Below are 19,793 nucleotides of genomic sequence, written 5' to 3' on the forward strand. Positions count from 1 at the left end.
AGGTGGGCGCTCCGCCCCAGCCGCCGGGGCGCGCTTCCATGCCGTCCGGCGGGGGGTAGGCGCCGTTCGGCGCGGGCGTTCCCGCGGCGGGCGGCGAGCTGTCGGTGAATTCCGGGCCGGGGCCGCCCGCCGGGTGGTGCCCGGATGCCTCAAGCGGGGCGGAGGTGGGCGTTCCGCCCCAGCCGTCCGGGCGCGCTTCCGTGCCGTCCGGCGGCGGAAAGGACCCGCTCCGCAAGGGTGCCTGCACGCCGGGCGCCGGGCTGTCGGCGAATCCCGCGCCGGTCGCCGGGGCGTCACCGGTACCGCCGGCGTAGGGATCCGGCCGCCGGGAGGACGGGTCCGCCGCCGGGACCGTGAGGGGTTCCGTCGGCGGCCACGGCGGGAGGAGGTCCGCGACCGCGCGGCGGTGCGGCTCGGGGGCGCCCTCGTCGTACGGGTCGGGGGTGGCGGGGACCTGGAGGCGGTGGACCGGGCCGGTGCCCAGGCGGGCGTAACCCCGGCCCGGGGGCACCTCGTTGACGGGCGTGGTCTGCGGCAGTTCGCCGAGCGTGCCGCGCACCTGGCCGGCCGCGACCGGGCCCAGCACCACCCGGGCCCGGGTGTGGGCGAGCACCGCCTCGGTCAGCAGCCGCTCGCTCTCCAGTTGTTCGCCGAGGGCGACCGTCACGTTGGCGGCCCGGCCGTGCCGCAGCGGCACCTGGAGCAGCTCCTGCGGGTCGGGGCGCCCCTCGGCGACGGCGAGGGCGCTGAGCGCGGCGGGCCGGTCGACGACGACCCACAGCGGGCGGCGGACGTCCTCCGGGGCCGGACGGCCCTGCTGCCGCGCCGTGTTGGTGGCGACCAGCCGCCGCTGGGTCTCCTGCGCGGCCCACTCCAGGGCGGCCACCGCGCCGGACGGCGAGGACTCCACGGCCAGGACGCCCTCCCGGCCGGCCAGGCACGCGTACTCGCCCGCCCCGCCCCCGTCCACGACCACCACGTCCCCGTGGTGCAGGACCTGCAACAACACCGACCGCAGCAGCGTGGTGACGCCGCTCGCGGGCCGGCCGAGGGCCAGCAGGTGGGGTTCGGACGACCGCTGGCCGGTGCGCCAGATGACGGGCGGCACGTCGCGCGTCCCCTCCCCGTCGGTCACCGGCAGGGTCCGCTGGACGGCCTCGGGATCGGTGAAGCCCAGCAGGACCTCGCCGGGGGCGGTCACGAAGCGCTGCGCCCGGATGCCGGCGGGCAGGGCGGGCAGCGCGGACAGGTGGAGGACGCCCTCCTCCTCGTCCCAGACGAAGCGGTACTCCCGGCCCCGGCCCGCCTTGGTCTGGAGCAGGTGCTCGATGCGGGCCCGGGCTTCGCTCTCCCCGTCGGTGAAGTAGGCGGGGTAGCGCAGCCGCAGCGCGACCAGCCGGCCCTCGTCGTCGAAGGCGTGGTCGTCGAAGGCCTGCCGCCAGACGCCCCCGTGGGAGTAGAGCGGCGTCGGGTCCAGGGGTGAGGAGAAGTACGGCACCAGGGCCTCGTAGAGCGCCTGGAGGCGGCCCTCCAGCGGGCCCTGCCGGGTGGCCGGCGCCGTGGCGCGGTCCCGGCCGCGCCACGCCCCGGCGGCCAGCAGGGCGGCGGCGGCCAGCGGGGGCCCGTAGGGGATGAGGGCGACGATGAGCATGCAGGAGGCGGCCAGCAGCAGGGCGGCGCCGCGCCGGTCCCGGGGGGTGCGGGCCCAGCCGCGCCGGCCGGCCGCCGCCAGCGAGCGCAGGCCGCGGCCGATGGTGATGACCGGGTGCAGCACGTCGCGGGCGCTGTCGGTGACGCTGTGGGCGAGCTCCCGGCCGGGGGAGGGGGCTCGGTCGGTCAGGGTGCGGGGGACTCCGCGCCGGCCCATGGCGGCCTCCTGACGTCGGGGTGGGGTGGGACTTCGGGGTGGACGGGCGCCGCGGGCGGCTGGACGGACCGGCGCCGCGCGCGGCGCGCGGTCAGAACCGCAACCCGCCCAGCAGCCCGGCGAGACTGGCGCCGCCCGCCTTGATGCTGGGGGCGATGGCGGTGCCGGCGAGGTAGAAGCCGAACAGGGCGCAGACGAGGGCGTGGCTGGCCTTGAGACCGTCCTTGCGGAAGAACAGGAACACGACGATGCCCAGCAGCACGACGCCGGAGATGGAGAGGATCATGGAAGGTCTCCTGTTGGTGGGGCGGTCACCATGAGTCCTCCCAGCGTCACAGCAAGCAGGGATCCGGACATCCGGGAAGAGGCAAGCGAGTGACGCGCGGCCGGTTCACCCGCTCGGCCGCGAGCGGGCCGTCCGGGCTCCGGGCGTGGGGCGGGCGTACGTAGGGTGGGCCCTGGGAAAGATCGGTAACCGGACCGGGTACCCCGGTCCCGAACCAGCCCGTACGGGCCCGGAGGGGCCCGCCGACGCCCGGCCCCGCCGTGGGCCCCGACCCCGAGGAACGCCGACCATGCCCGAGCCGACGCCCGCCGCCGAGCCCGCCCCCGAACCCGCGCACGACCCCGAGGTGCTCCAGTTGGCGGCCAAGGTCTTCGACCTGGCCCGGCACGGGGACACCGACACCCTCGCCGCCTACGTGGACGCCGGGGTGCCGCCGAACCTGACCAACGACCGGGGCGACACCCTCGTGATGCTCGCCGCCTACCACGGGCACCCCGGGACCGTCGCCGCGCTCCTGGAGCGGGGGGCCGACCCGAACCGGGCCAACGACCGGGGGCAGACCCCGCTGGCCGGTGCCGTCTTCAAGTCGGCGGACGAGGTGGTCCGGCTGCTGGTGGACCACGGCGCGGACCCGTCGGCCGGGACGCCCTCGGCGGTGGAGACGGCGGGCATGTTCGGACGGCAGGACCTGCTGGAACTGTTCGGCGGCGCGTGACCAGGCCGCGCGAGCGGCACACGGCGCGCCCGGCCCCGGGGGACGCAGGTTTTACGTGTGACGTGTGGGGCAAGACGCATCCGCGTGAGCCATAAGCGAATAAACAGCGCCAAAGTGCGTACCCGTACCGGAAGGGACCAACGGGACCACACATCCCCCCGGACTCTCCGACAGGTGATCATGGGCGCCGAGCGCAGACGAACCCCGAACACCGTACGGGGTGCCCCCGCCCGGGGCGGCACCTCGTCCACGGACCGGCTGCTCCGCACGCTGCTGCGGCGGAACAAGACGGCCTTGAGCATCGAGGAGGTCACGGTCGCGGACCGCCCGGAGGTCCGCCGTGCCGTGTCCGCCGCGGCGCTCGGCAACATGATGGAGTGGTTCGACTTCGGGGTGTACGCCTATGTGGCGGCCACCCTCGGCAAGGTCTTCTTCCCCTCCAGCTCGCCCGGCGCCCAGGTCATCTCGGCCTTCGCCACCTTCGCCGCGGCCTTCCTCGTCCGCCCCCTGGGCGGGCTGGTGTTCGGGCCGCTCGGCGACCGCGTCGGCCGGCAGCGCGTCCTCGCCGCCACGATGATCATGATGGCGATCAGCACCTTCGCCGTCGGCCTGCTCCCCACCTACGGGACGATCGGCGTCGCCGCGCCCGTCCTGCTGCTGCTGTGCCGGCTGGTGCAGGGCTTCTCGACGGGCGGCGAGTACGCCGGGGCCACCACGTACATCGCCGAGTACGCCCCCGACAAACGCCGCGGCTTCCTGGGGAGCTGGCTCGACTTCGGCACCTTCGTCGGCTACGCGCTCGGTTCCGGCCTGGTCACCGTGCTCACCGCCGTCCTGGGCGACGACGGGATGACGGACTGGGGCTGGCGGCTGCCCTTCCTGCTGGCCGGCCCGCTCGGGCTGATCGGCCTGTACATGCGGATGAAGCTGGAGGAGACACCCGCCTTCCGGGCGGCGGCCGAGGCCGGGGTCGCCCCCGCCGCCCCGGACGCGGACGCGGTGGCCGAGGGCACCGAGGAGGCCCGGCAGTCCGGCCACGGCCGGCTCCGCGAGATCTTCACCAAGCACTGGCACGCGGTGCTGATCTGCATGGGCCTGGTGATCGTCTACAACGTCACCAACTACCTGGTGACGTCCTACCTGCCCACCTACATGACCGAGACGCTCGGCAAGGACCCGACCACCGCCCAGTTGCTGATCCTCGGCACCATGATCGTGGTGGCGCTCACCATCACCACCGTGGGCCGCTCCTCCGACCAGTGGGGGCGGCGGCCGATGTTCATGGTCGGCAGCGCCGCGATGATCGCCCTGGCGATCCCGGCGATCCTGCTGATCCGGGCCGGGGGCACGCTGCTGCCGGCGCTCGGCTGCCTGATGCTGGGGCTGCTGCTCGTCGTCTTCGCCGGCACCGCGGCCTCCACGCTCCCCGCCCTCTTCCCGACCCGGATGCGCTACGGCGCGCTCTCGGTCTCGTTCAACATCTCCGTCTCGCTGTTCGGTGGCACCACCCCGCTGGTGGTCTCCGCGCTGCTGGAGCAGACGGGGGACCGTATGATCCCCGCCTACTACCTGATGGGCGCCGGCGCCGTCGGCTTCGTCTCGGCCTTCTTCCTGCACGAGACGGCGGGCAAGCCGCTGCGCGGTTCCGGACCGATGGTGGAGAGCCCCGAACAGGCCCGCCGCCTGGTCGCCCGCAGCCGGACCGAGGCCGGCCGCCGGGCCAGGGACGTCTGGCTCCACCTCCGCCACCCGGGCCGGGCGCACGAGGACTCCGGACACTCCGGACCGCCCTCCGACGGGCCGGGGGACGACCGCTCCTGAAACCCGCCCGCTCACCACACGGCCGCGCCGCCCTCCCGGGAACCCGGGAACGGGCGGCGCGGCCGTGTGGTGCGGCCGATGCGGCGGGCGCGCCCGGGCGGACCCGCCGCATCGGCTCAGGCGGTCCTGCCGTCCCCGGCCTCGGGGGCGGCGCCGGTCTCCGGGGCGGTGCCTGTCTTCCCGGCGGTGCCGTCCTCCTCCGTGGCGCCGGGCGCGGCGTCCGTGCCGTCGTCCGGCACCCGCAGCCGGTGGGTGAGCCGGCGGGCCTCGGCCAGCAGGGAACCGATCAGCTCCATGGCCTCCGGATCGGTCGACGCCCGCTCGGCCAGCCGCGCCCGCAGCGTCCCGTGCGCCTCCTCCACCCCGCGCAGCTCCCGCAGCAGCTCCTCCCGGGCGGCGGCCGGGTCGTCCCCGGTCACCGTGCGGCCGTACGCGCACAGGGCCCGGGCCACCCGGTGCAGGAAGTCGCCGTACGGGCGGGTGGCCTCCGGGCCGGGCAGCCGGCGCGGGTGGTGCTCGTCCGTGGCCTCGACCAGGGTGCGGGACAGCCCCTCCAGATGGTCGACGACGTGCTCCAGCGTGTGCGCGGTCTCCTCGTACGACGGCTTCGCCCGCCACAGGAGCTCGCTTCGGCGCCGGTGCGGGTTGAACCGCGCGCTCTCCTCCGCCCAGCCGATCGCCGACCGCACCCCGCCCAGCAGCCGGGGCAGCCGCCGGACCCGCTCCTGCCAGCCCACCGCCCGGCCGTGGTCACAGCCCTCGGCCACCCCCTCGGCCATCGCGTCCAGGACCGTTCGGCACTCGGTGACCACCTCGCCGATGGCGTCCCGGGCGCTGCGCAGCGAGACCGGCGGCAGGACGAACGCGTTCACCGTCACCCCCACCACCGCCCCCAGCAGCGCGGCCAGCACCCGGTCGACGGCGATGTCCACCGACCACTCGCCCCCGGCGAGGGTGAAGAGCGCCGAGGTGGCGCCCGCCAGCCCCTGGTCGCCGAAGTGCTGCCAGTTCCCGACCAGCAGCGCCACCGGCAGCACCACGGCCATGGCCGTCATGGTCCCGCCCAGCAGCATGCCGCCGGCCGTCGCCATCACCGTCCCGAGGGCGATGGCCGCCGTCTGCTGGGCCGCCTGGGCGAGCGACCGGTAGACCGTCGTCCGGACCAGCAGCAGCGCCACCCAGGGCGCCATCAGCGCCAGCGTGTTCTTCAGCAGCCAGGCGGCGAGGGCCCAGGCGGCCACCGACGCCAGGGTGGCCTTGAAGGCCAGGACCACCAGCTCTCGCTCCCGGCCGGGCCCCTGCCAGGCCCGGCGCAGCGCCCTCCCCGCCGCCGAGACCTCTTCCACCGTTCTGCGCCACATCGTTCTCTCTCGCCACACCTCTTGTGTGTGCCACGTCCGGCCGGATCCATGTCCGCCCGACCGGCCCACGAGACCGGGGCGCCCAGTTGTGAGAACGCTTTCTTACGTGCGTTCACTATCAACTCCTCATGCGCATCACCACCTCACGTCACGTCGTCCGCGCCGTGGCGGTCGCCCTCGCGGCGACCCTCCCGTGCGTCACCCTCGCCACCACCGCCGACGCGGTCCCCGCGCCCTCCCGGGCCGCGGCGGCCGGCCCCCGGGTCCACGGCGGCCTCGTCGACCTGCCCGTCCGCGGCGGCACCGCGACCGTCGACACCGCCACCCTGCGGGTGACGGCCCGCTTCGCCGGCGGCGGCACCGCCGAACTGTCCGCCCCCGCCGCGGGGGCGCTCGGCACCCCCGGCCGCGTCACCGTCACCGCCGACGGGGCCCGCTGGGACTACCCGCGGACCGGACTCACCGTCACCGCCCGCGCCGACCACGGCCGGCTGCTCGTCTCCCTCCGGGCCGGCGGCACCGCCGACACCACGCTGAACTGGCCGGTCACCGGCGCCGACCGGGCCGCGTCCAGCCTCCAGCTCCCCCGCGGCGAGGGGCTGTCGCTGCCCGTCGCCGACCCCTTCTGGAACTCCCCGCGCGCCGGCCTGGTGGACGGCGAGATCCCCGTGGAATCCGGCCTGTCCCTGCCCCTGTGGGGGTACGGCCTGGGGCAGGGGCGGGGCGTCGGCTACCTGGTGCCGACGGACATCGGCACCACCCTGCGCGTCACCTCCGAGAGCGGCCGGCTGCGGACCGCCGCCGCCCACCGCTTCTCGCGCGGCGACGCCACCACCGAGTACACCGTCGCCTTCGCCCTCACCGACGGCTCCCCGGTCGCCCCCGCCCGCGAGTACCGCGCCTGGCTCGCCGAGCACGGGCGGCTCGGCAGCCTCCGCCGCAAGGCCGAGGCCCTGCCCGCCACCAGGAAGCTGCTGGGCGCCTTCCACGCCTACACCTGGGGGCAGGCCCGCACCGCCGACGGCGTCCGCGCGCTGCGCGCCCTCGGCGTGGACCGGATGTGGCTGGGCTACGACGCCGACGACACGCCGATGGACGCCAAGGCGGTCGCCGCGGCGAAGGAGGCGGGCTACCTCGTCGGCCCCTACGACTCGTTCGCCAACGGCCAGGACCCGAAGACCTCCGACGCCCCCACCTCCGTCTGGCCCGGCACCGTCTACCCCGACTTCTGCGTCCGGCGCGCCGACGGCAAGCGGGAGCCCGGCTTCCACGACCGGGGCTGCTACCTCAGCTCGGAGGCGTTCGAGAAGGCGGAGTCCGGCAAGCACTACCTCGCCGACCGCGCCCGCGCCATGACCAAGAACGGCGCCGACAGCTACTTCCTGGACGTGGACGCGGCCGGCGAGCTGTTCCGCGACCACAGCCCGGCCCACCCGATGACCAAGGCCCGCGACCGCGCCAACCGGCTGGCCCGGATGGGCCGGCTGGCGCGGCACGACCGCCTCGTCCTCGGCTCCGAGTCCGCCGGCGCCTGGGCCAACGGCGTCCTCGCCTTCGACCACGGCTCCGGCACCCCGGTGGCCGACGGACTGTGGAAGGCCGAGCGCGACAAGGAGAAGTGGGGCGGCTACACCCCCGCCAAGGCCCCCGGCATGTTCTTCAAGCCCGCCGAACTCCCGGCCGACGTCGCCAAGGCGATGTACGACCCCGCGTACCGCGTCCCCCTGTACGAGACCGCCCTGCACGACTCCCTCGTCAACACCGAGCGCTGGGAGCTGCCCTACGACAAGCTCCCGCGGCAGAAGACGACGCGGGCCCTGCTCGCCATGCTCTACAACACCCCGCTCAACTTCGTCCTCGACGGCCCGTCGATCAAGGAGCGGGGTGCCGAACTCGCCGCCCTCCAGCGGTACTTCTCGCCGCTGCACAAGGCGGCGGGAACGGAGGCGATGACGGACTTCCGGACGCTCACCGGCGACCGCACGGTCCAGCGGACGGTCTTCGGCAACGGCGTCCTCACCGTGACGGCCAACTTCGGCACGGCCGCGTACCAGGGACTGCCGGGCGGCTGCGTGGACGCCGAGCTCAAGGGCGACGCCAAGCCGCGGCGGCTCTGCCCGGCGGACGTCAACCGGTAGCGAGGGGCGCGCGGACACCGGGCACGCCGCCCGGCGTCCGCGCCCGTCAGGACGGCCGGTCGGCGTGCGCCGTCAGGGGAGATCCCGCGGACCGAAACCGGCGAACACCGGCCCCGGGGAACATCGGTACAGTGGTGATCGATGAGAACGATCATGGTCCGGTAGGCACGAGTGTGCTGACGCGGTTCTCGTCCTAGCGGTGGGCCTTGCGCTGGGCCGGGACCGCGGGGGCGCCCTGGCCGCCGTCGAGCGGCCGGCACGGGCGAGGAGCTGGTGGTACACGGCGGGGACGGCGCCGACGTGCAGGGTGGGGCCCTGGCGCGCCGTACGGTCACGCCGTGGTCGAGCGCCGCGTTCGGCGGACTACAGCTCAGCTCGCCCGGGGCCTGGCGTCATGTCCGGTGGGGAGCGTGTCGGTCACAGCGGGAGGGGAGACTGCCGCACGCGCGGGGGTTGCGAAAAAAGCGGCCAGGCGGCCGTCCTCCGGTTCCTCCGACATGCTCGGCCGGTACTCCTTCCAACTCCCGGATATCCCGGGTGGGATGCGGCCCCTACGCGACCCGGACACCGCCGACGAGCAGTGGTGGCGCTCCAGCGGCACTCCCAGTCGCCCGGGATTCACGACAAGATTCTCCGGTCGTCCTGTCGATTCTCCCTCCGGCCATTCGTCATGCCTGCGCAACCGACCCGCTGCACGAGGAGCCCATCGTGAAGTACCTGCTGCTGATCAACACCCCGTCACCCGATTCCGACGAAGAGCGACCGGCCGAAGGACCGACCGTGGAAGAGTTCATGGCGTTCGACAAGGCCGTCTCCGACGCCGGCGTCAAGCTCGACGGCAACGCCCTGGACATCTCGAACGCGACCACCGTGCGCGTCCGCGTGAACGGCGAGCGCGTGGTGACCGACGGGCCGTTCGCCGAGACCCGGGAGATCGTCGGCGGCTATTACCTGATCGACGTCCCCGACCTCGACGCCGCGCTCGACTGGGCGGCCCGGTGCCCTGGCGCCCGGTACGGCACTGTCGAGGTCCGTACGGTCTGGGAGCCCGACCAGTCGTGAACGAGCAGCGAGCGGCCCGCTCCGTGGAGGCGGTGTTCCGCGAAGACCGGAGCCGGCTGCTCGCTCTGCTTGCCGCCCGGTTCGGTGATCTCGACCTTGCCGAGGAGACCGCCTCCGAGGCGATCGAGGTCGCGCTGGAGCGGTGGCCGGTCGACGGGGTGCCGGACAAGCCCCTGGCGTGGTTGCTCACGACGGCGCGCCGCAAGGCCATCGACCGGATCCGGCGCGACCGGGCGTACGCGCGGCGGCTGGCGGTGCTGCAGGTGGAAAGCGACCGGGGCGCTGCCACGGACCCCGTCGAACCCGGCTTCGACGACATCCCCGACGAACGGCTGCAACTGTTCTTCACCTGCTGCCACCCGGCCCTCTCACCGGAGGCACGCACCGCGCTGACACTGCGTTTTCTCGCGGGCCTGACGACACCCGAGGTCGCCCGGGTGTTCCTGGTGCCCACCGCGACGATGGCCCAGCGCATCGTGCGCGCCAAACACAAGATCCGCAGCGCGCGCATCCCGTTCCGCGTCCCGGGGCCGGACGAACTGCCCGCACGGCTGCCCAGCGTGCTCCGGGTCATCTACCTCGTCTTCACCGAGGGCTACGCCGCCAGCTCCGGCGACCACCTCGTCCGCCCCGACCTCGCCGAGGAAGCCATCCGGCTCGCCCGCATCCTGCACCGGCTGCTCCCCCGAGAACGAGAAGTGACAGGGCTGCTCGCACTGCTCCTCCTCACCGAAGCCCGGCAGGCGGCCAGGATCGACGCCAAGGGAGGCCAGGTGCTGCTCGAAGACCAGGACCGCGCCCTCTGGGACGCTGATCTCATCGCCGAAGGGCAGCGGCTCCTGGTGCCGGCCCTGACCGGTCCCGGTGTCGGGACCTACGCGGTACAGGCGGCCATCGCGGCGCTGCACGACGAGGCGACCTCCTTCGACACGACCGACTGGCCGCAGATCGTTGCCCTGTATGACGTGCTGCTCCAGATCGAGCCGTCCCCGCTCATCGCGCTGAACCGCGCCATGGCCATCGCCATGCGCGACGGTCCCGAAGCGGGTCTCACCCTGCTGGACGGCCTCACCACGTCCGGAGAACTGCGCGGTTACCACCTGCTTCCCGCAGCACGAGCCGACCTGCTGAGAAGACTGGGCCGCACCACCGAGGCGGCAGCCGCCTACCAGGCCGCACTCGAACTCGTCGGCAACGAACCGGAGCGAGCCACGCTCGCCCGCAAACTCGCGGAACTCACCCGCCGGTGACCAGCCTCACCGACCCCGGCTCCGGCCGCCCGGTCACCGCCGGACGCCGGGGCGTTATCGGCCCTGGCACTGGTGGGCTCGCCTATTGAAGGGTCGCCAATTCCTCGTGAGGTTCACCCTGCTCGTGACCGTGCGTGCCTGCCGACAGCGATGTCAGCGGCCGCTGCCAGGATGATCGCCATGACACACACCACGGGGATGGTCCGTCAGGACGCGGCGGATCTCGCAGAAGCCCTTCTCACCCACGCCGACGCCGAGCTGGACCGGCCATTCCCCATCCTGACGCACCAGGAGGCAAGTGGCCTGGTCGAACGCCGTGAGGCCCTGCGGCCGGCCTACGAGGCCATCGTGGCGCGCATCGGCCGGCCCACATTGCCGGGCGGCACCACACACGGACCCAGCGTCCGGTGGAGCAACCACGAGCGGACACTGCTGCTGTCCGGGGACCATGGCGCAGTGACACTGTCGGCGCACCACGCAGAATCGTTCGCCCGGGACGAGTTCTGGAGCTTCGACTCGGGCCGCCTGCCCTACACGTGGCAACTGGATCGCCACGGCCCCGGCCATGATCACGGCTGGACCTTCAACGGACATTCGGCAGCAGACGACTGGAACTCGGCAGAGGAGCGACTGGCCGGGATGCTCGCCTCCTGGGCGGAACACATGCCCCTGCAGGCCCCGGGCGACTGGGCGGGCTTCAAGCTCTGGGCGTCACGGGACTGGGGACGCACCATGATCGTGTCCTTCAATCCGTCAGACACGAACCGCGAGTTCCACCTCGCCATCGAGGACCGAGACCATGAGCAGACGCCCGAGCGCGCAGCGCAGATGCGCGCTCGGGGCTGGCAGAACGTGGACGAGCACCGATGGTGGCGCACCGAGCTCCCTGAGACGGATCCAACGGCAGCCGCCCTGCTCGCGCGAGTGGTCGTCACCGATCTGCGGGCCCGCGGCACTACATGCCCGGCCGAAGTGACCGCCTGGGACATCAGTGCCGGCGACGACGGCGAACTGTGGGTTCCCGGCCTTGGGGTCGAGGTACATCCGCGCCGCGGAGAGCACTACTAGGTCGAGCGGCGCCCGTACCAGCAGGTTCTCGGGGTGCGAGACTGGTGGGCCCGCATGTTGAGGTGTCGCGTATTCGCCGGTCTTGCCATTGCTCCGGCTGCTCTTCGTAGCTACGGCGGCGTCGGGAGGGGAGCCGGTCGTGGGCATTGGGGACTGCGTGTTCTGCGCCATCGCTCAGGGAGAAGCGGAGGCCAGTGTTGTCCATGAGGACGAGACAGTGCTGGCGTTCATGGATCTTCAACCTGTGACTCCTGGCCATCTTCTGGTCGTTCCCAGGACACACGCGGTCGGATTGGAAGACCTGGATGTCCGGACCGGGGCGAGGATCTGGGAGGTAGCACACCGTCTTGGGCGGGCACTGCGTCGCTCGGGTCTCCGTTGCGAGGGCGTCAACCTGTTCCTGGCTGACGGTGAGGCCGCCTTCCAGGAGGTCTTCCATGTGCACCTTCATGTCTTTCCGCGGTTCGCGGATGATGGGTTTCGGTTGGATGCCGAGTGGCGAGTGCGTGAGCGCAGTGAGCTCGACGCCACTGCAACAGCCGTGCGTGGAGGGCTGTCCCAAATCCGCGATGGCGTCTTCGGAGCGGGTTCATCGTGAGCGTGAGTGGCCGCCGGGGGCGTATCGGCTCCAGGTGCCGCCGGCTTCGGTGACCGGCCTTGCGGCGGTCTTGTCGTGGTAGCCGAGGGCCTTGGCGATGACGGGGGCCGGGGCTTGGAGGACGAGGTGGCGGATCGATGAGGTCCGGGCCCGCTGGAGAGGAACACCGAGCTCGCGCAGTCCCTCCCGCAGGGTGCCCGGGTGCATCGGCTGGTTCGCCCGGCAACCTGGGAAAAGCCAGCGGGAGTCAGCGTTCACTGCCGGGGTTCTGCCGGGCAGGGCCGTCATGTGGCCCAGCAGCAGGGTCGCGACCGGTTCGGGGACCGGCGAGGGAGGGTCACCGAGCCGCAGCAGAACGTGGGCGTCGTCGCGAAGGACGTCATCGGTGGTCAGACGGACGATCCGGCTCATCGGTCGAGCGAAGAGGAGGACCAGACAGGCGGCGATCCGGACGCGTGGTCCGCTGCTGCCGTCGGCAAGCACCCGTCGCAGGGTGGCGAGTCGTTGATGCCGGCCGAGGGGGTGCGGGTTCGTCGTCGGCCTGTTCGGGAGGGACAGGCGGGGCATGCGGCGGGTGTCCATGCGCCATCGCAGGAATGCCTGAGCCGGTCGCCGGGTGGCGTACTTCTCCGCATGCCAGGCATCGAGGTCGGTCCGAGTGGCCGCATCCAGAGCGACGCCGCGTTCGGCGAGCCACTGGAGGAAGGCTGCGGCCTGGGTGACCTGCTGTCGGCACTCCTGCGTCGTGCCGGCGCCCAAGGAGTGTTCGCGGGCTTTGGTCCGGAGCTTGCGGAGCCGGTGCCAGTGCGCGAAGTGCTGGAGAAGCCGGGCATGTTCGGGGCTTTCGGTGGAGCCGAGGCGTTCGGCGAGCCACCGCTCGAAGAGCAGGAGCCGGCGGTCGAAGCGGGGAAGGATGCCGCTGTCGATCAGCAGGTCGCGGAGGTAGGCGACGGTCCGCCGGTTCGGGAGGCCCTGGAGGGCCTCGTGGGTGAGCGGGACGTGCCCGGAGGCAAGGTCGCGTAGCAGTGCTGGGACCTGGGGGTTGCGCAGCCAGATCAGGCGGCCCTTGGGCCGTTCCATGTCCACCAGCAGGTCATGCAGGGGCACCAGGCGGGGGTGGATGCGGCCGGTGCCGTCGTCCAGGAGCACGGCGAGCTGGTCGGCGAGCGTGCAGCGTTCGCAGAGGCGTCCGCCCAGCAGCATGCCCTCGAATCCGCACCGGGCGCAGAAGAAGTTGCGGGTGATGCCGGCGCAGTCGCGGCAGATGGCGGCCCCGTCCGGGCTTCTGCCGGGAAGGAGGCGCCTGGTGCCGCTGCCGTGGCACTGCCCGCGGGTGTGCATCGCCCGTTCGAAGCAGGTGCGGCAGATCGGCCCGTCGCTCCACTCGGCGGCCTTGGCTGCTCGTCGGCCGCAGCGTGTGCAGTCGCGGACGTGCCAGCGCTCGTATTGCTCGCGGTTGCTGTAGGCCGGGCTCATGACTCCGGGGTGAGGCGGACGCGCTTGGGCCGTCGGGCGGACAGGTCGATCGGGGCCTCTTCGCCGACCGCACGGCGGGCCGGGAGGTTCTGTGCGGAAATGGCGATCAGGTCGGCCGGTGTGCAGTCGAGGATGTCGCAGAAAGTGGCAAGCACCGGCAGGGACAGCCGTTCGGGGGTCCCGGAGACCAGGCGGTGAACCTGGGAGGAGGAGAGGGTGATGCCGCGTTCGACCAGGCGCGGCATCAGCTCGGCGACGGTGAACATGCCGCGGATGGCCATGAATTCACGCAGCCGCCACCGGTAGCTGATCTGGCGTGGCATCACGAGGTCCTTCCCGGCCGCAGGGCGGCCTCAACGGTGGCGTCCAGGGCGCGACGCAGCGTGCGCGTGCGGAAGTCGGAGGAGACGCAGGTGTAGATCGCGGTCGTTGAGGCGTACTCGTGGCCGACCTGATGCTGGACGAACAGCGGGTCGAAGCCGTCCTCGATCAGGTGGGTGATGGAGGACCTGCGCAGCGAGTGGAACTCCAGCGCGGGGTCGAGTTTGAGGGCGTCCCGGTAGGCGGCGAGGCGGAACATCTCGGAGACGTGCACGGTGTCGCCAGGCCGGGCGTAGGCGAGCAGATCGCGGAACTGCGGGCGCTGGAGGGGGTGGAGGCGGCTGGAGGTGACGCCGTCCTCCTCGACGACGAACGGGTCCTCGATCCCGGCCGTCTCCGCTCTCGGCGGGGGCGGCGGGCTGGTCTGCTTGCCGGGAATCGGATCGCCAGCAACGGGGTTGGTGGGGGACGAGCCGTTATTGGAGGGTCATGCGAGCGATTCAGGTGTACGAAGTGGGCGGTCCCGAGGTGCTGCGGGAGGCCGAGGTGGACCAGCCGCGGCCGGGTCCGGGCGAGGCGGTCGTGGAAGTCGCCGCATCCGGGGTCAACTTCCTCGACGTCTACCACCGCGAAGGCCGGTACAGCCTCCCGCTGCCCTTCACCCCGGGGACCGAGGGCGCCGGCACGGTCGTCGAAGTCGGGCCCGGCGTCGCTGACGTCGCAGTCGGGGACCGGGTCGGTTGGGTGGAGATTCCCGGCACGTATGCCGAGCGGGCCGTCGTGGACTCCTCCCGGCTGGTGCCGCTGCCCGACGACATCGGCTTCGAGACAGCCGCCGCCGTGCTCCTCCAAGGCATGACCGCGCACTATCTCGTCAAGGACGCCTACCCGGTTCAGGGGGGCGACACGGTGCTCGTACATGCGGCCGCTGGTGGCATGGGGCTGCTTTTGACCCAGCTCATCACCCATCTCGGCGGCAGGGTGATCGGCACGACGTCGACCACGGCGAAGGCCGAGTCGGCGAAGCGTGCCGGGGCCGTTGAGGTGATCCTTTCCTCCGCAGTCGACGATCTCGCAGCCGAGGTGAGGCGGCTCAACGGCGGTCAGGGACTGCCGGTTGTCTTCGACGGCGTCGGCGCGCACACCTTCGATGCGAGCCTAGCCAGCCTGCGGACGCGCGGCCATCTCGTGCTCTTCGGCGCGGCGAGTGGTGCCGTGCCGCCGTTTGATCCGATTCGGCTCGCCCGCGGCGGTTCGCTGACCCTGATCCGGCCCAGCCTCGGGGACTTCATCGCCGATCGGTCCGAACTGCTCCGACGGGCCGCCGATGTGTTCGAGTGGGTGCGCTCCAAAGCGCTTGAGGTCACCGTAACGGGCCGTTACGCATTGTCCGAGGCCGCCCAGGCCCACAGCGATCTGGAGGCTCGGCGTACCACCGGCAAGCTGCTCGTCGTACCCGATGCGGCCGCTATACCACGCAGGTGAAGTGCCTGACCACGTTCGCCAAGAAGGGCGGCAAGGAGCTTCGACGCCGAGTTCGCCAAGGTGATCAAGGGCAGTGACATCACCCCGCGCGCTCCCCGGCAGCGGTGCGCGACGGCGGTGAAGCGGCTGACCAAGGCGAGGTCCCGCAAGCTCATCACCGCGCTGGTCGGCCACGACCAGTCCGGCCGGCCGCCGTCGTCGATCGTTTCCTCGGCCCGTGAGCGGGCAGACGGCCCGCGCCGGCCCTGGGGCCGAGGACGCCGGGCGGGCCGGGGCCCCCGCGGGTGACATCTACCCATGAGGGGCGGGCCCAGGGAACGCCGTAGCACTCGTCAGGTCGTCCACGACCGCGGACAGGCCACCCGCGCGGTACGCGGCCCGCTGACGGTGCGCACCCGTCCCGTGGACGGCCAGCCGGTCGAGGAAGGCCGTGGCCCTTTCCAGGTCCCCCAGTTCCTCCAGCACCGCACGGATGTGGTCCACGAGCCGCCTGGCGCGTTCGGGCGCGGGCAGCATGCGTCCGGACAGGGGATCCAGGCCCTGTCCGGGCCAGCCGTCGCGTGTGCCGCGCCAATAGACCCCGCGCAGCAGCTCGCTGCGCAGCCGCGGGCCGTTGTCGCCGTGCTCGACCAGGCGGGCGCAGGTCACCACCAGACCGCGCACGAGGGCCGCCAACGCCGCCGAGTCGGCGGGCTCGGCCGGCACGTCCATGCAGCGGACCTCCAGGGTCGGCAGGTGCGGGTGCGGGCGGACGTCCCAGAACGGGAGTTCGGCGAAGGACATCGCTCCCGCCTCGGCCATGGCCGAGGCGATGCGCCGGTAGTCGTCGAAGGACTCGACGTACGGCTGCGGCCCCTGCCCGGGAAGGCGCAGGCGGATCACCGAACGCCAACTCGCGTAGCCGGTGTCCCGGCCGTCGTAGAACGGTGAGTTCGCGCTCATCTCCACCAGCATCGGCAGCCACGCACGAAGGTGATTGCCCACCAGGGCCGCCACTTCCCGGTCGGGCAGGGACACGTGGACGTGCAGCGAGCAGACGGCGAAGTCGTCCATCAGCGACCGGAACAGGTCCACACCGGCCCGGTACCGGGGGTGATCGCCCACGGGTACCCTGCCGCCGCCTCCGATCACCGGTGTCCCGGACGGGCAGATCCGCAGGCCCTCCACGGCCGCGTACGCGGCAACGCTCCGGCGCAGTCGCACCAAGTGCGCGTGCAGTTCGTCCGTCGTGGTGCACGGCGGTGTCCGCACCTCGAGCTGCAAGTCCGTGAACTCGCCGGCCACCGCGTTCCCCAGATCCCGGGCAGCCCGGTCCGCCACCCGCGGCCCGGCCGGTGCCACGGCACGGGTGTCGGCGCGCACCAGGAAATACTCCTCTTCCACCCCCACCGTCGGCATCCCGCCGCTGTCCCCCATGCCTCCCGCTTCTCCCGGTCCGGGAAGCCGGGAATCCGTTCCGTGTGCTTCGCCGTCGCCTTCCACCAGGCCAGACTCGGCTCTCCGCCCCGCCCTGTCACACCCACCCCGCAAACGGCCCATCGCTTCCGGCCCGGGTTCCGCCGGTCATCCCTCCCGGCGGACCGCGGGAACGCGGGGCGCCGCGGGTCAGCCTCGTAGCCGGGTGTCATAGACCCCCACGCCGATGAGAAGCAGGCAGCGCGCGCCGGGGCCGGGGGCGGGGCCGCGTCGCATGGGGGCGACGTAGTGGCTGACGTGGGGGTCGTAGAGGCCGTAGGACTCCAGGGGCTGGTCGAGAGTGAAGGCGGCGTGGACGTCGTCGGGCGCGATCTCGTCGGGCCGGCGGCCGGCGCACTGGGGGCGGGCGATGAGGTTCTCGCCGCCGACGATGTTCGTGCGGCTGATCAGATGGGCGAAGACAAAGGTGTCGTCACCGTCTTGGTGGATGCGGTCGGGTGAGGCGACCGCGACGTCCTGTGCCGTGCTCGGGGCGAACTTCATCAGGTGGACCTCGAAGTACAGCGGGTTGCGCCGGTACTCTCGGCGCCACTGGGTCCGCTGCGCGTCGAAGCGCAGTAGGTGCGTCAGCAGGGCGTTGTGGCGCACCTCCGCCGGGATGGCGGGCAGCGTCCGCCCGTCACGGTGGTCGGGGTGGCGGGTCTGCACGAACTCCGCGACCGCGCCGTACTCGGCGTCGGGCTCGCCGGGGATCCAGGAGATGGTCCGGTCCCAGGGCAGGCAGACGGCACGGGAGTAGCGGCGGAACCGGTTTTCCGTGGGGGCGGCGTACGGATCGCGGGGCAGGTCCTCGTAGGCCCGGGTGAGCCGTGCGAGGTCCTCGGGCCACGAGCCGCCGTAGGCGTCCGGTTCCATGTCCTGCGGGCCGTAGTAGGCGTAACCCCGCTCTTGGAGAACACGGCAGTCCTCCTCGGCCCTTGACGTGCCGGGCACGGCACGTTCGGTGCGGATGTCAGTCACTGCCTCCTCCTCACCGTGCTCGGCCCCGTGCGATGGACGCGTGCCGGCCGCGCACACCTTCCTCACGGTCCCCCAGGGTGGGACTCACCGCCGCGCCGGCCGGCCCCGAACGGGTGACGGGAGCGGAGCCGCCGTGACGGGCCGCTCCGGCGCGGATCACGCGGGGCGGCGCCGGACGGGTTTCGGGCGCGTCCCACCGCTCGCTCCGCGCTCTCGGCAACAATGCCGGCACAGACCGCCGCCGTCTCGCCTCCCGGACCGGGGAGGGGAAGCTTCCCCCATGCCGTCGTCAGGGCGGCGGCTCCCCGCCCGCCGCCGGATCCTCCCCGGCCGGGCGGATGCCGGTGGCCGCCGCCGACGCCAGGACCCTCTCCACCGTGTCCGCGTCCTCCGCCCGCTTGTCCTCGCGGTAGCGGAGCACCCGGGCGAAGCGCAGCGCCACGCCCGCCGGGTAGCGGGAGGAGCGCTGGAGCCCGTCGTAGGCGATCTCGACGACCAGTTCGGGGCGGACCGTCACCGTCCACCCGTCGTCGTGCACCGCCAGCTCGCCCAGGCGCCGCGTCTGCCACTCCAGCATCGCGTCCGTCAGGCCCTTGAACGTCTTGCCCAGCATGGCGAACGACCCGTCCGCCCGTCGTGCGCCCAGGTGCAGGTTGGAGAGCTTCCCGGTGCGCCGGCCGCTGCCGCGCTCGGCGGCCAGCACCACCAGGTCCAGGGTGTGCACGGGTTTGACCTTCAGCCAGGAGGCGCCCCGCCGGCCCGCCGTGTACGGCGCGTCGAGGGCCTTGAGCACGACGCCCTCGTGGCCGCGCCGCAGCACGTCCTCCGCGAACGCCCGGGCCGCGGCCCGCGTCTCCGGGTCGCCCGGGTCGGCGGCCACCAGCCGGCGCACGCGCAGCGGTTCGGGCACCACCCGGGCCAGCTCGGCGTGCCGGTCCGCGGTGGAGAGCTCCAGCAGGTCGCGGCCGTCCACGGCCAGCGCGTCGAAGAAGACCGGCGACAGGGGCAGACCGCCCGGTGCGCCGGACCGGGTGCCGACCCGGCCCGCGACGTCCTGGAACGGGTGCGGCCGGCCGGCCGCGTCCAGGGCGATCACCTCGCCGTCCAGAACGGCCGACGTGACGGGCAACTCCAGGGCGGCGGCGGTCAGTTCGGGCAACCGGTCGGTGATGTCGTCCAGGGTGCGGGTCCAGACGCGGACCTCGTCGCCGTCCCGGTGGACCTGGACGCGGATGCCGTCCAGCTTCTCCTCCACCGCGCACGGCCCGAGCCGGTCCAGCCCCTCGTCGACGTCCTTGGCCGTCTGCGCGAGCATCGGCTGCACCGGGCGCCCCACCCGGAGCCGGAACGCCTCCAGCGCCGCCGGGCCGTCCGCCAGCAGGGCCCGGGCCACCGTGCCCAGCGAGCCGCCGAGCATCACCGCCCGCCGCACCGCGTCCGGCGGGGTGCCCGTGGCCGCCGCCAGCCCCTCGGCGGCCAGCGCGTCCAGCGCCCCCTGCCGCAGTTCGCCGCCGATCAGCCGGAGCAGGAAGTGCTGTTCCTCCTCGGTGGCCCGGGCCAGCAGCGCGTCCACCCGGCGCTTCCGCTCGGTCTGCGCCCCCTTGCCGGACACCGCCGCGATCGCGGTGAGGGCCGCGTCCACCTCGGCGACGGTCAGCGAGGGCGCCGTTGCCGGGGGAGGCGGGTTCCGCAGGGTGCTCCAGCCGATGCCGGTCCTGCGCTGGGGCAGCCGGCCCGCCAGGTACGGCACCACCAGCGGCCCCTCGTCCGGCTCCGCGTCCCGGAACAGCCCGGCCAGCAGCGCGGTCTTCGCGGACCGTGCGCGCACCGCCGCCACCTCGGCGGACACCCGGGCGAGCTCGGCCAGCAGCATGTCCCCATCGTGCACCGGGACCGGCCGGGCCGCAGT

At 73.1% G+C, this 19,793-nt stretch carries 17 protein-coding genes; 8 read left to right on the top strand and 9 right to left on the bottom strand.

From position 1 onward, the window contains the following. Both ACZ6X9_RS19025 and ACZ6X9_RS19030 read right to left on the bottom strand, forming a co-directional pair. The coding region (locus ACZ6X9_RS19025) for a hypothetical protein (RefSeq protein ID WP_469779128.1) at window positions 1–1,867 on the bottom strand (1,867 nt) is incomplete at its 3' end. Window positions 1,868–1,958: 91 nt separating this feature from the next. Beyond that, window positions 1,959–2,153 (bottom strand): hypothetical protein, encoded by a 195-nt coding sequence (locus tag ACZ6X9_RS19030; protein ID WP_004948848.1) that lies wholly within the window; start codon window positions 2,151–2,153, stop codon window positions 1,959–1,961. A gap of 289 nt (window positions 2,154–2,442) precedes the next feature. Between ACZ6X9_RS19030 and ACZ6X9_RS19035 the strand changes: the two genes are divergently transcribed. Together ACZ6X9_RS19035 and proP are read left to right on the top strand one after the other, a co-directional pair. Continuing rightward, on the top strand, window positions 2,443–2,868 hold the full coding sequence (locus ACZ6X9_RS19035; protein ID WP_469779129.1) for an ankyrin repeat domain-containing protein: 426 nt from the start codon (window positions 2,443–2,445) through the stop codon (window positions 2,866–2,868). 180 nt (window positions 2,869–3,048) lie between these two features. Next, the gene (gene proP / locus ACZ6X9_RS19040) at window positions 3,049–4,689 is read left to right on the top strand and encodes a glycine betaine/L-proline transporter ProP (RefSeq protein ID WP_469779199.1); all 1,641 of its coding nucleotides are present in this window, start codon (window positions 3,049–3,051) and stop codon (window positions 4,687–4,689) included. A gap of 116 nt (window positions 4,690–4,805) precedes the next feature. Here proP and ACZ6X9_RS19045 read toward each other — a convergent pair whose 3' ends face one another. Next, window positions 4,806–6,050 carry an FUSC family protein gene (locus ACZ6X9_RS19045; protein ID WP_469779130.1) on the bottom strand — a complete coding sequence of 415 codons (1,245 nt, stop codon included), beginning with the start codon at window positions 6,048–6,050 and terminating at the stop codon, window positions 4,806–4,808. A 128-nt stretch (window positions 6,051–6,178) separates the two neighbouring features. Between ACZ6X9_RS19045 and ACZ6X9_RS19050 the strand changes: the two genes are divergently transcribed. The 5 genes from ACZ6X9_RS19050 to ACZ6X9_RS19070 all read left to right on the top strand — a co-directional run bounded on the left by ACZ6X9_RS19050 (window position 6,179) and on the right by ACZ6X9_RS19070 (window position 12,166). After that, a complete protein-coding gene (locus tag ACZ6X9_RS19050; RefSeq protein WP_469779131.1) occupies window positions 6,179–8,188 on the top strand; it encodes a glycoside hydrolase in 2,010 nt (669 codons plus the stop codon). Window positions 8,189–8,896: 708 nt separating this feature from the next. After that, window positions 8,897–9,250 carry a YciI family protein gene (locus tag ACZ6X9_RS19055; protein WP_469779132.1) on the top strand — a complete coding sequence of 118 codons (354 nt, stop codon included), beginning with the start codon at window positions 8,897–8,899 and terminating at the stop codon, window positions 9,248–9,250. Beyond that, window positions 9,247–10,500: an RNA polymerase sigma factor gene (locus ACZ6X9_RS19060; RefSeq protein ID WP_469779133.1), complete on the top strand. Its 1,254-nt coding sequence runs from the start codon at window positions 9,247–9,249 to the stop codon at window positions 10,498–10,500. The genes ACZ6X9_RS19055 and ACZ6X9_RS19060 overlap by 4 nt, the downstream gene beginning before the upstream one ends. 180 nt (window positions 10,501–10,680) lie before the next feature. Then, window positions 10,681–11,568 (top strand): hypothetical protein, encoded by an 888-nt coding sequence (locus ACZ6X9_RS19065; protein WP_469779134.1) that lies wholly within the window; start codon window positions 10,681–10,683, stop codon window positions 11,566–11,568. A 139-nt stretch (window positions 11,569–11,707) separates the two neighbouring features. Then, the gene (locus ACZ6X9_RS19070) at window positions 11,708–12,166 is read left to right on the top strand and encodes an HIT family protein (protein WP_223770740.1); all 459 of its coding nucleotides are present in this window, start codon (window positions 11,708–11,710) and stop codon (window positions 12,164–12,166) included. Here ACZ6X9_RS19070 and ACZ6X9_RS19075 read toward each other — a convergent pair. The 3 genes from ACZ6X9_RS19075 to ACZ6X9_RS19085 are packed head-to-tail and all read right to left on the bottom strand — an operon-like array spanning window position 12,158 to window position 14,237. After that, the gene (locus ACZ6X9_RS19075) at window positions 12,158–13,642 is read right to left on the bottom strand and encodes a hypothetical protein (protein WP_469779135.1); all 1,485 of its coding nucleotides are present in this window, start codon (window positions 13,640–13,642) and stop codon (window positions 12,158–12,160) included. The two genes, ACZ6X9_RS19070 and ACZ6X9_RS19075, sit on opposite strands and share 9 nt — an antisense overlap. After that, window positions 13,639–13,965 carry a helix-turn-helix domain-containing protein gene (locus ACZ6X9_RS19080; RefSeq protein ID WP_469779136.1) on the bottom strand — a complete coding sequence of 109 codons (327 nt, stop codon included), beginning with the start codon at window positions 13,963–13,965 and terminating at the stop codon, window positions 13,639–13,641. Before ACZ6X9_RS19080 ends, ACZ6X9_RS19075 begins: the two co-directional genes overlap by 4 nt. Next, window positions 13,965–14,237 (bottom strand): tyrosine-type recombinase/integrase, encoded by a 273-nt coding sequence (locus tag ACZ6X9_RS19085; protein ID WP_469779137.1) that lies wholly within the window; start codon window positions 14,235–14,237, stop codon window positions 13,965–13,967. The genes ACZ6X9_RS19080 and ACZ6X9_RS19085 overlap by 1 nt, the downstream gene beginning before the upstream one ends. 215 nt (window positions 14,238–14,452) lie before the next feature. On the opposite strand from ACZ6X9_RS19085, the gene ACZ6X9_RS19090 reads away from it, so the two are divergent. Further along, window positions 14,453–15,448 (top strand): quinone oxidoreductase family protein, encoded by a 996-nt coding sequence (locus tag ACZ6X9_RS19090; RefSeq protein ID WP_469779138.1) that lies wholly within the window; start codon window positions 14,453–14,455, stop codon window positions 15,446–15,448. Window positions 15,449–15,739: 291 nt separating this feature from the next. Here the strand turns inward: ACZ6X9_RS19090 and ACZ6X9_RS19095 are convergent, their stop codons facing one another. The 3 genes from ACZ6X9_RS19095 to ACZ6X9_RS19105 form a co-directional block, all read right to left on the bottom strand. After that, the gene (locus ACZ6X9_RS19095; protein ID WP_469779139.1) at window positions 15,740–16,864 is read right to left on the bottom strand and encodes a carboxylate-amine ligase; all 1,125 of its coding nucleotides are present in this window, start codon (window positions 16,862–16,864) and stop codon (window positions 15,740–15,742) included. Window positions 16,865–17,053: 189 nt separating this feature from the next. Beyond that, complete coding sequence (locus ACZ6X9_RS19100) at window positions 17,054–17,884, bottom strand: 2OG-Fe dioxygenase family protein (protein ID WP_469779140.1); 831 nt, start codon at window positions 17,882–17,884, stop codon at window positions 17,054–17,056. Window positions 17,885–18,173: 289 nt separating this feature from the next. Continuing rightward, window positions 18,174–19,757 carry an ATP-dependent DNA ligase gene (locus ACZ6X9_RS19105; protein ID WP_469779141.1) on the bottom strand — a complete coding sequence of 528 codons (1,584 nt, stop codon included), beginning with the start codon at window positions 19,755–19,757 and terminating at the stop codon, window positions 18,174–18,176. Window positions 19,758–19,793 lie beyond the last annotated feature (36 nt).

The organism is Streptomyces sp. NPDC052910 (assembly GCF_055585605.1).

Excerpts from the sequence above, each read along its gene's own strand:
- ACZ6X9_RS19045 (WP_469779130.1), bottom strand. The coding sequence starts at position 6,050 with ATGTGGCGCAGAACGGTGGAAGAGGTCTCGGCGGCGGGGAGGGCGCTG.
- ACZ6X9_RS19080 (WP_469779136.1), bottom strand. The coding sequence starts at position 13,965 with ATGCCACGCCAGATCAGCTACCGGTGGCGGCTGCGTGAATTCATGGCC.
- ACZ6X9_RS19105 (WP_469779141.1), bottom strand. The coding sequence starts at position 19,757 with ATGCTGCTGGCCGAGCTCGCCCGGGTGTCCGCCGAGGTGGCGGCGGTG.
- ACZ6X9_RS19050 (WP_469779131.1), top strand. The coding sequence starts at position 6,179 with ATGCGCATCACCACCTCACGTCACGTCGTCCGCGCCGTGGCGGTCGCC.
- proP (WP_469779199.1), top strand. The coding sequence starts at position 3,049 with ATGGGCGCCGAGCGCAGACGAACCCCGAACACCGTACGGGGTGCCCCC.
- ACZ6X9_RS19075 (WP_469779135.1), bottom strand. The coding sequence starts at position 13,642 with ATGAGCCCGGCCTACAGCAACCGCGAGCAATACGAGCGCTGGCACGTC.
- ACZ6X9_RS19090 (WP_469779138.1), top strand. The coding sequence starts at position 14,453 with ATGCGAGCGATTCAGGTGTACGAAGTGGGCGGTCCCGAGGTGCTGCGG.
- ACZ6X9_RS19035 (WP_469779129.1), top strand. The coding sequence starts at position 2,443 with ATGCCCGAGCCGACGCCCGCCGCCGAGCCCGCCCCCGAACCCGCGCAC.
- ACZ6X9_RS19030 (WP_004948848.1), bottom strand. The coding sequence starts at position 2,153 with ATGATCCTCTCCATCTCCGGCGTCGTGCTGCTGGGCATCGTCGTGTTC.
- ACZ6X9_RS19065 (WP_469779134.1), top strand. The coding sequence starts at position 10,681 with ATGACACACACCACGGGGATGGTCCGTCAGGACGCGGCGGATCTCGCA.
- ACZ6X9_RS19095 (WP_469779139.1), bottom strand. The coding sequence starts at position 16,864 with ATGGGGGACAGCGGCGGGATGCCGACGGTGGGGGTGGAAGAGGAGTAT.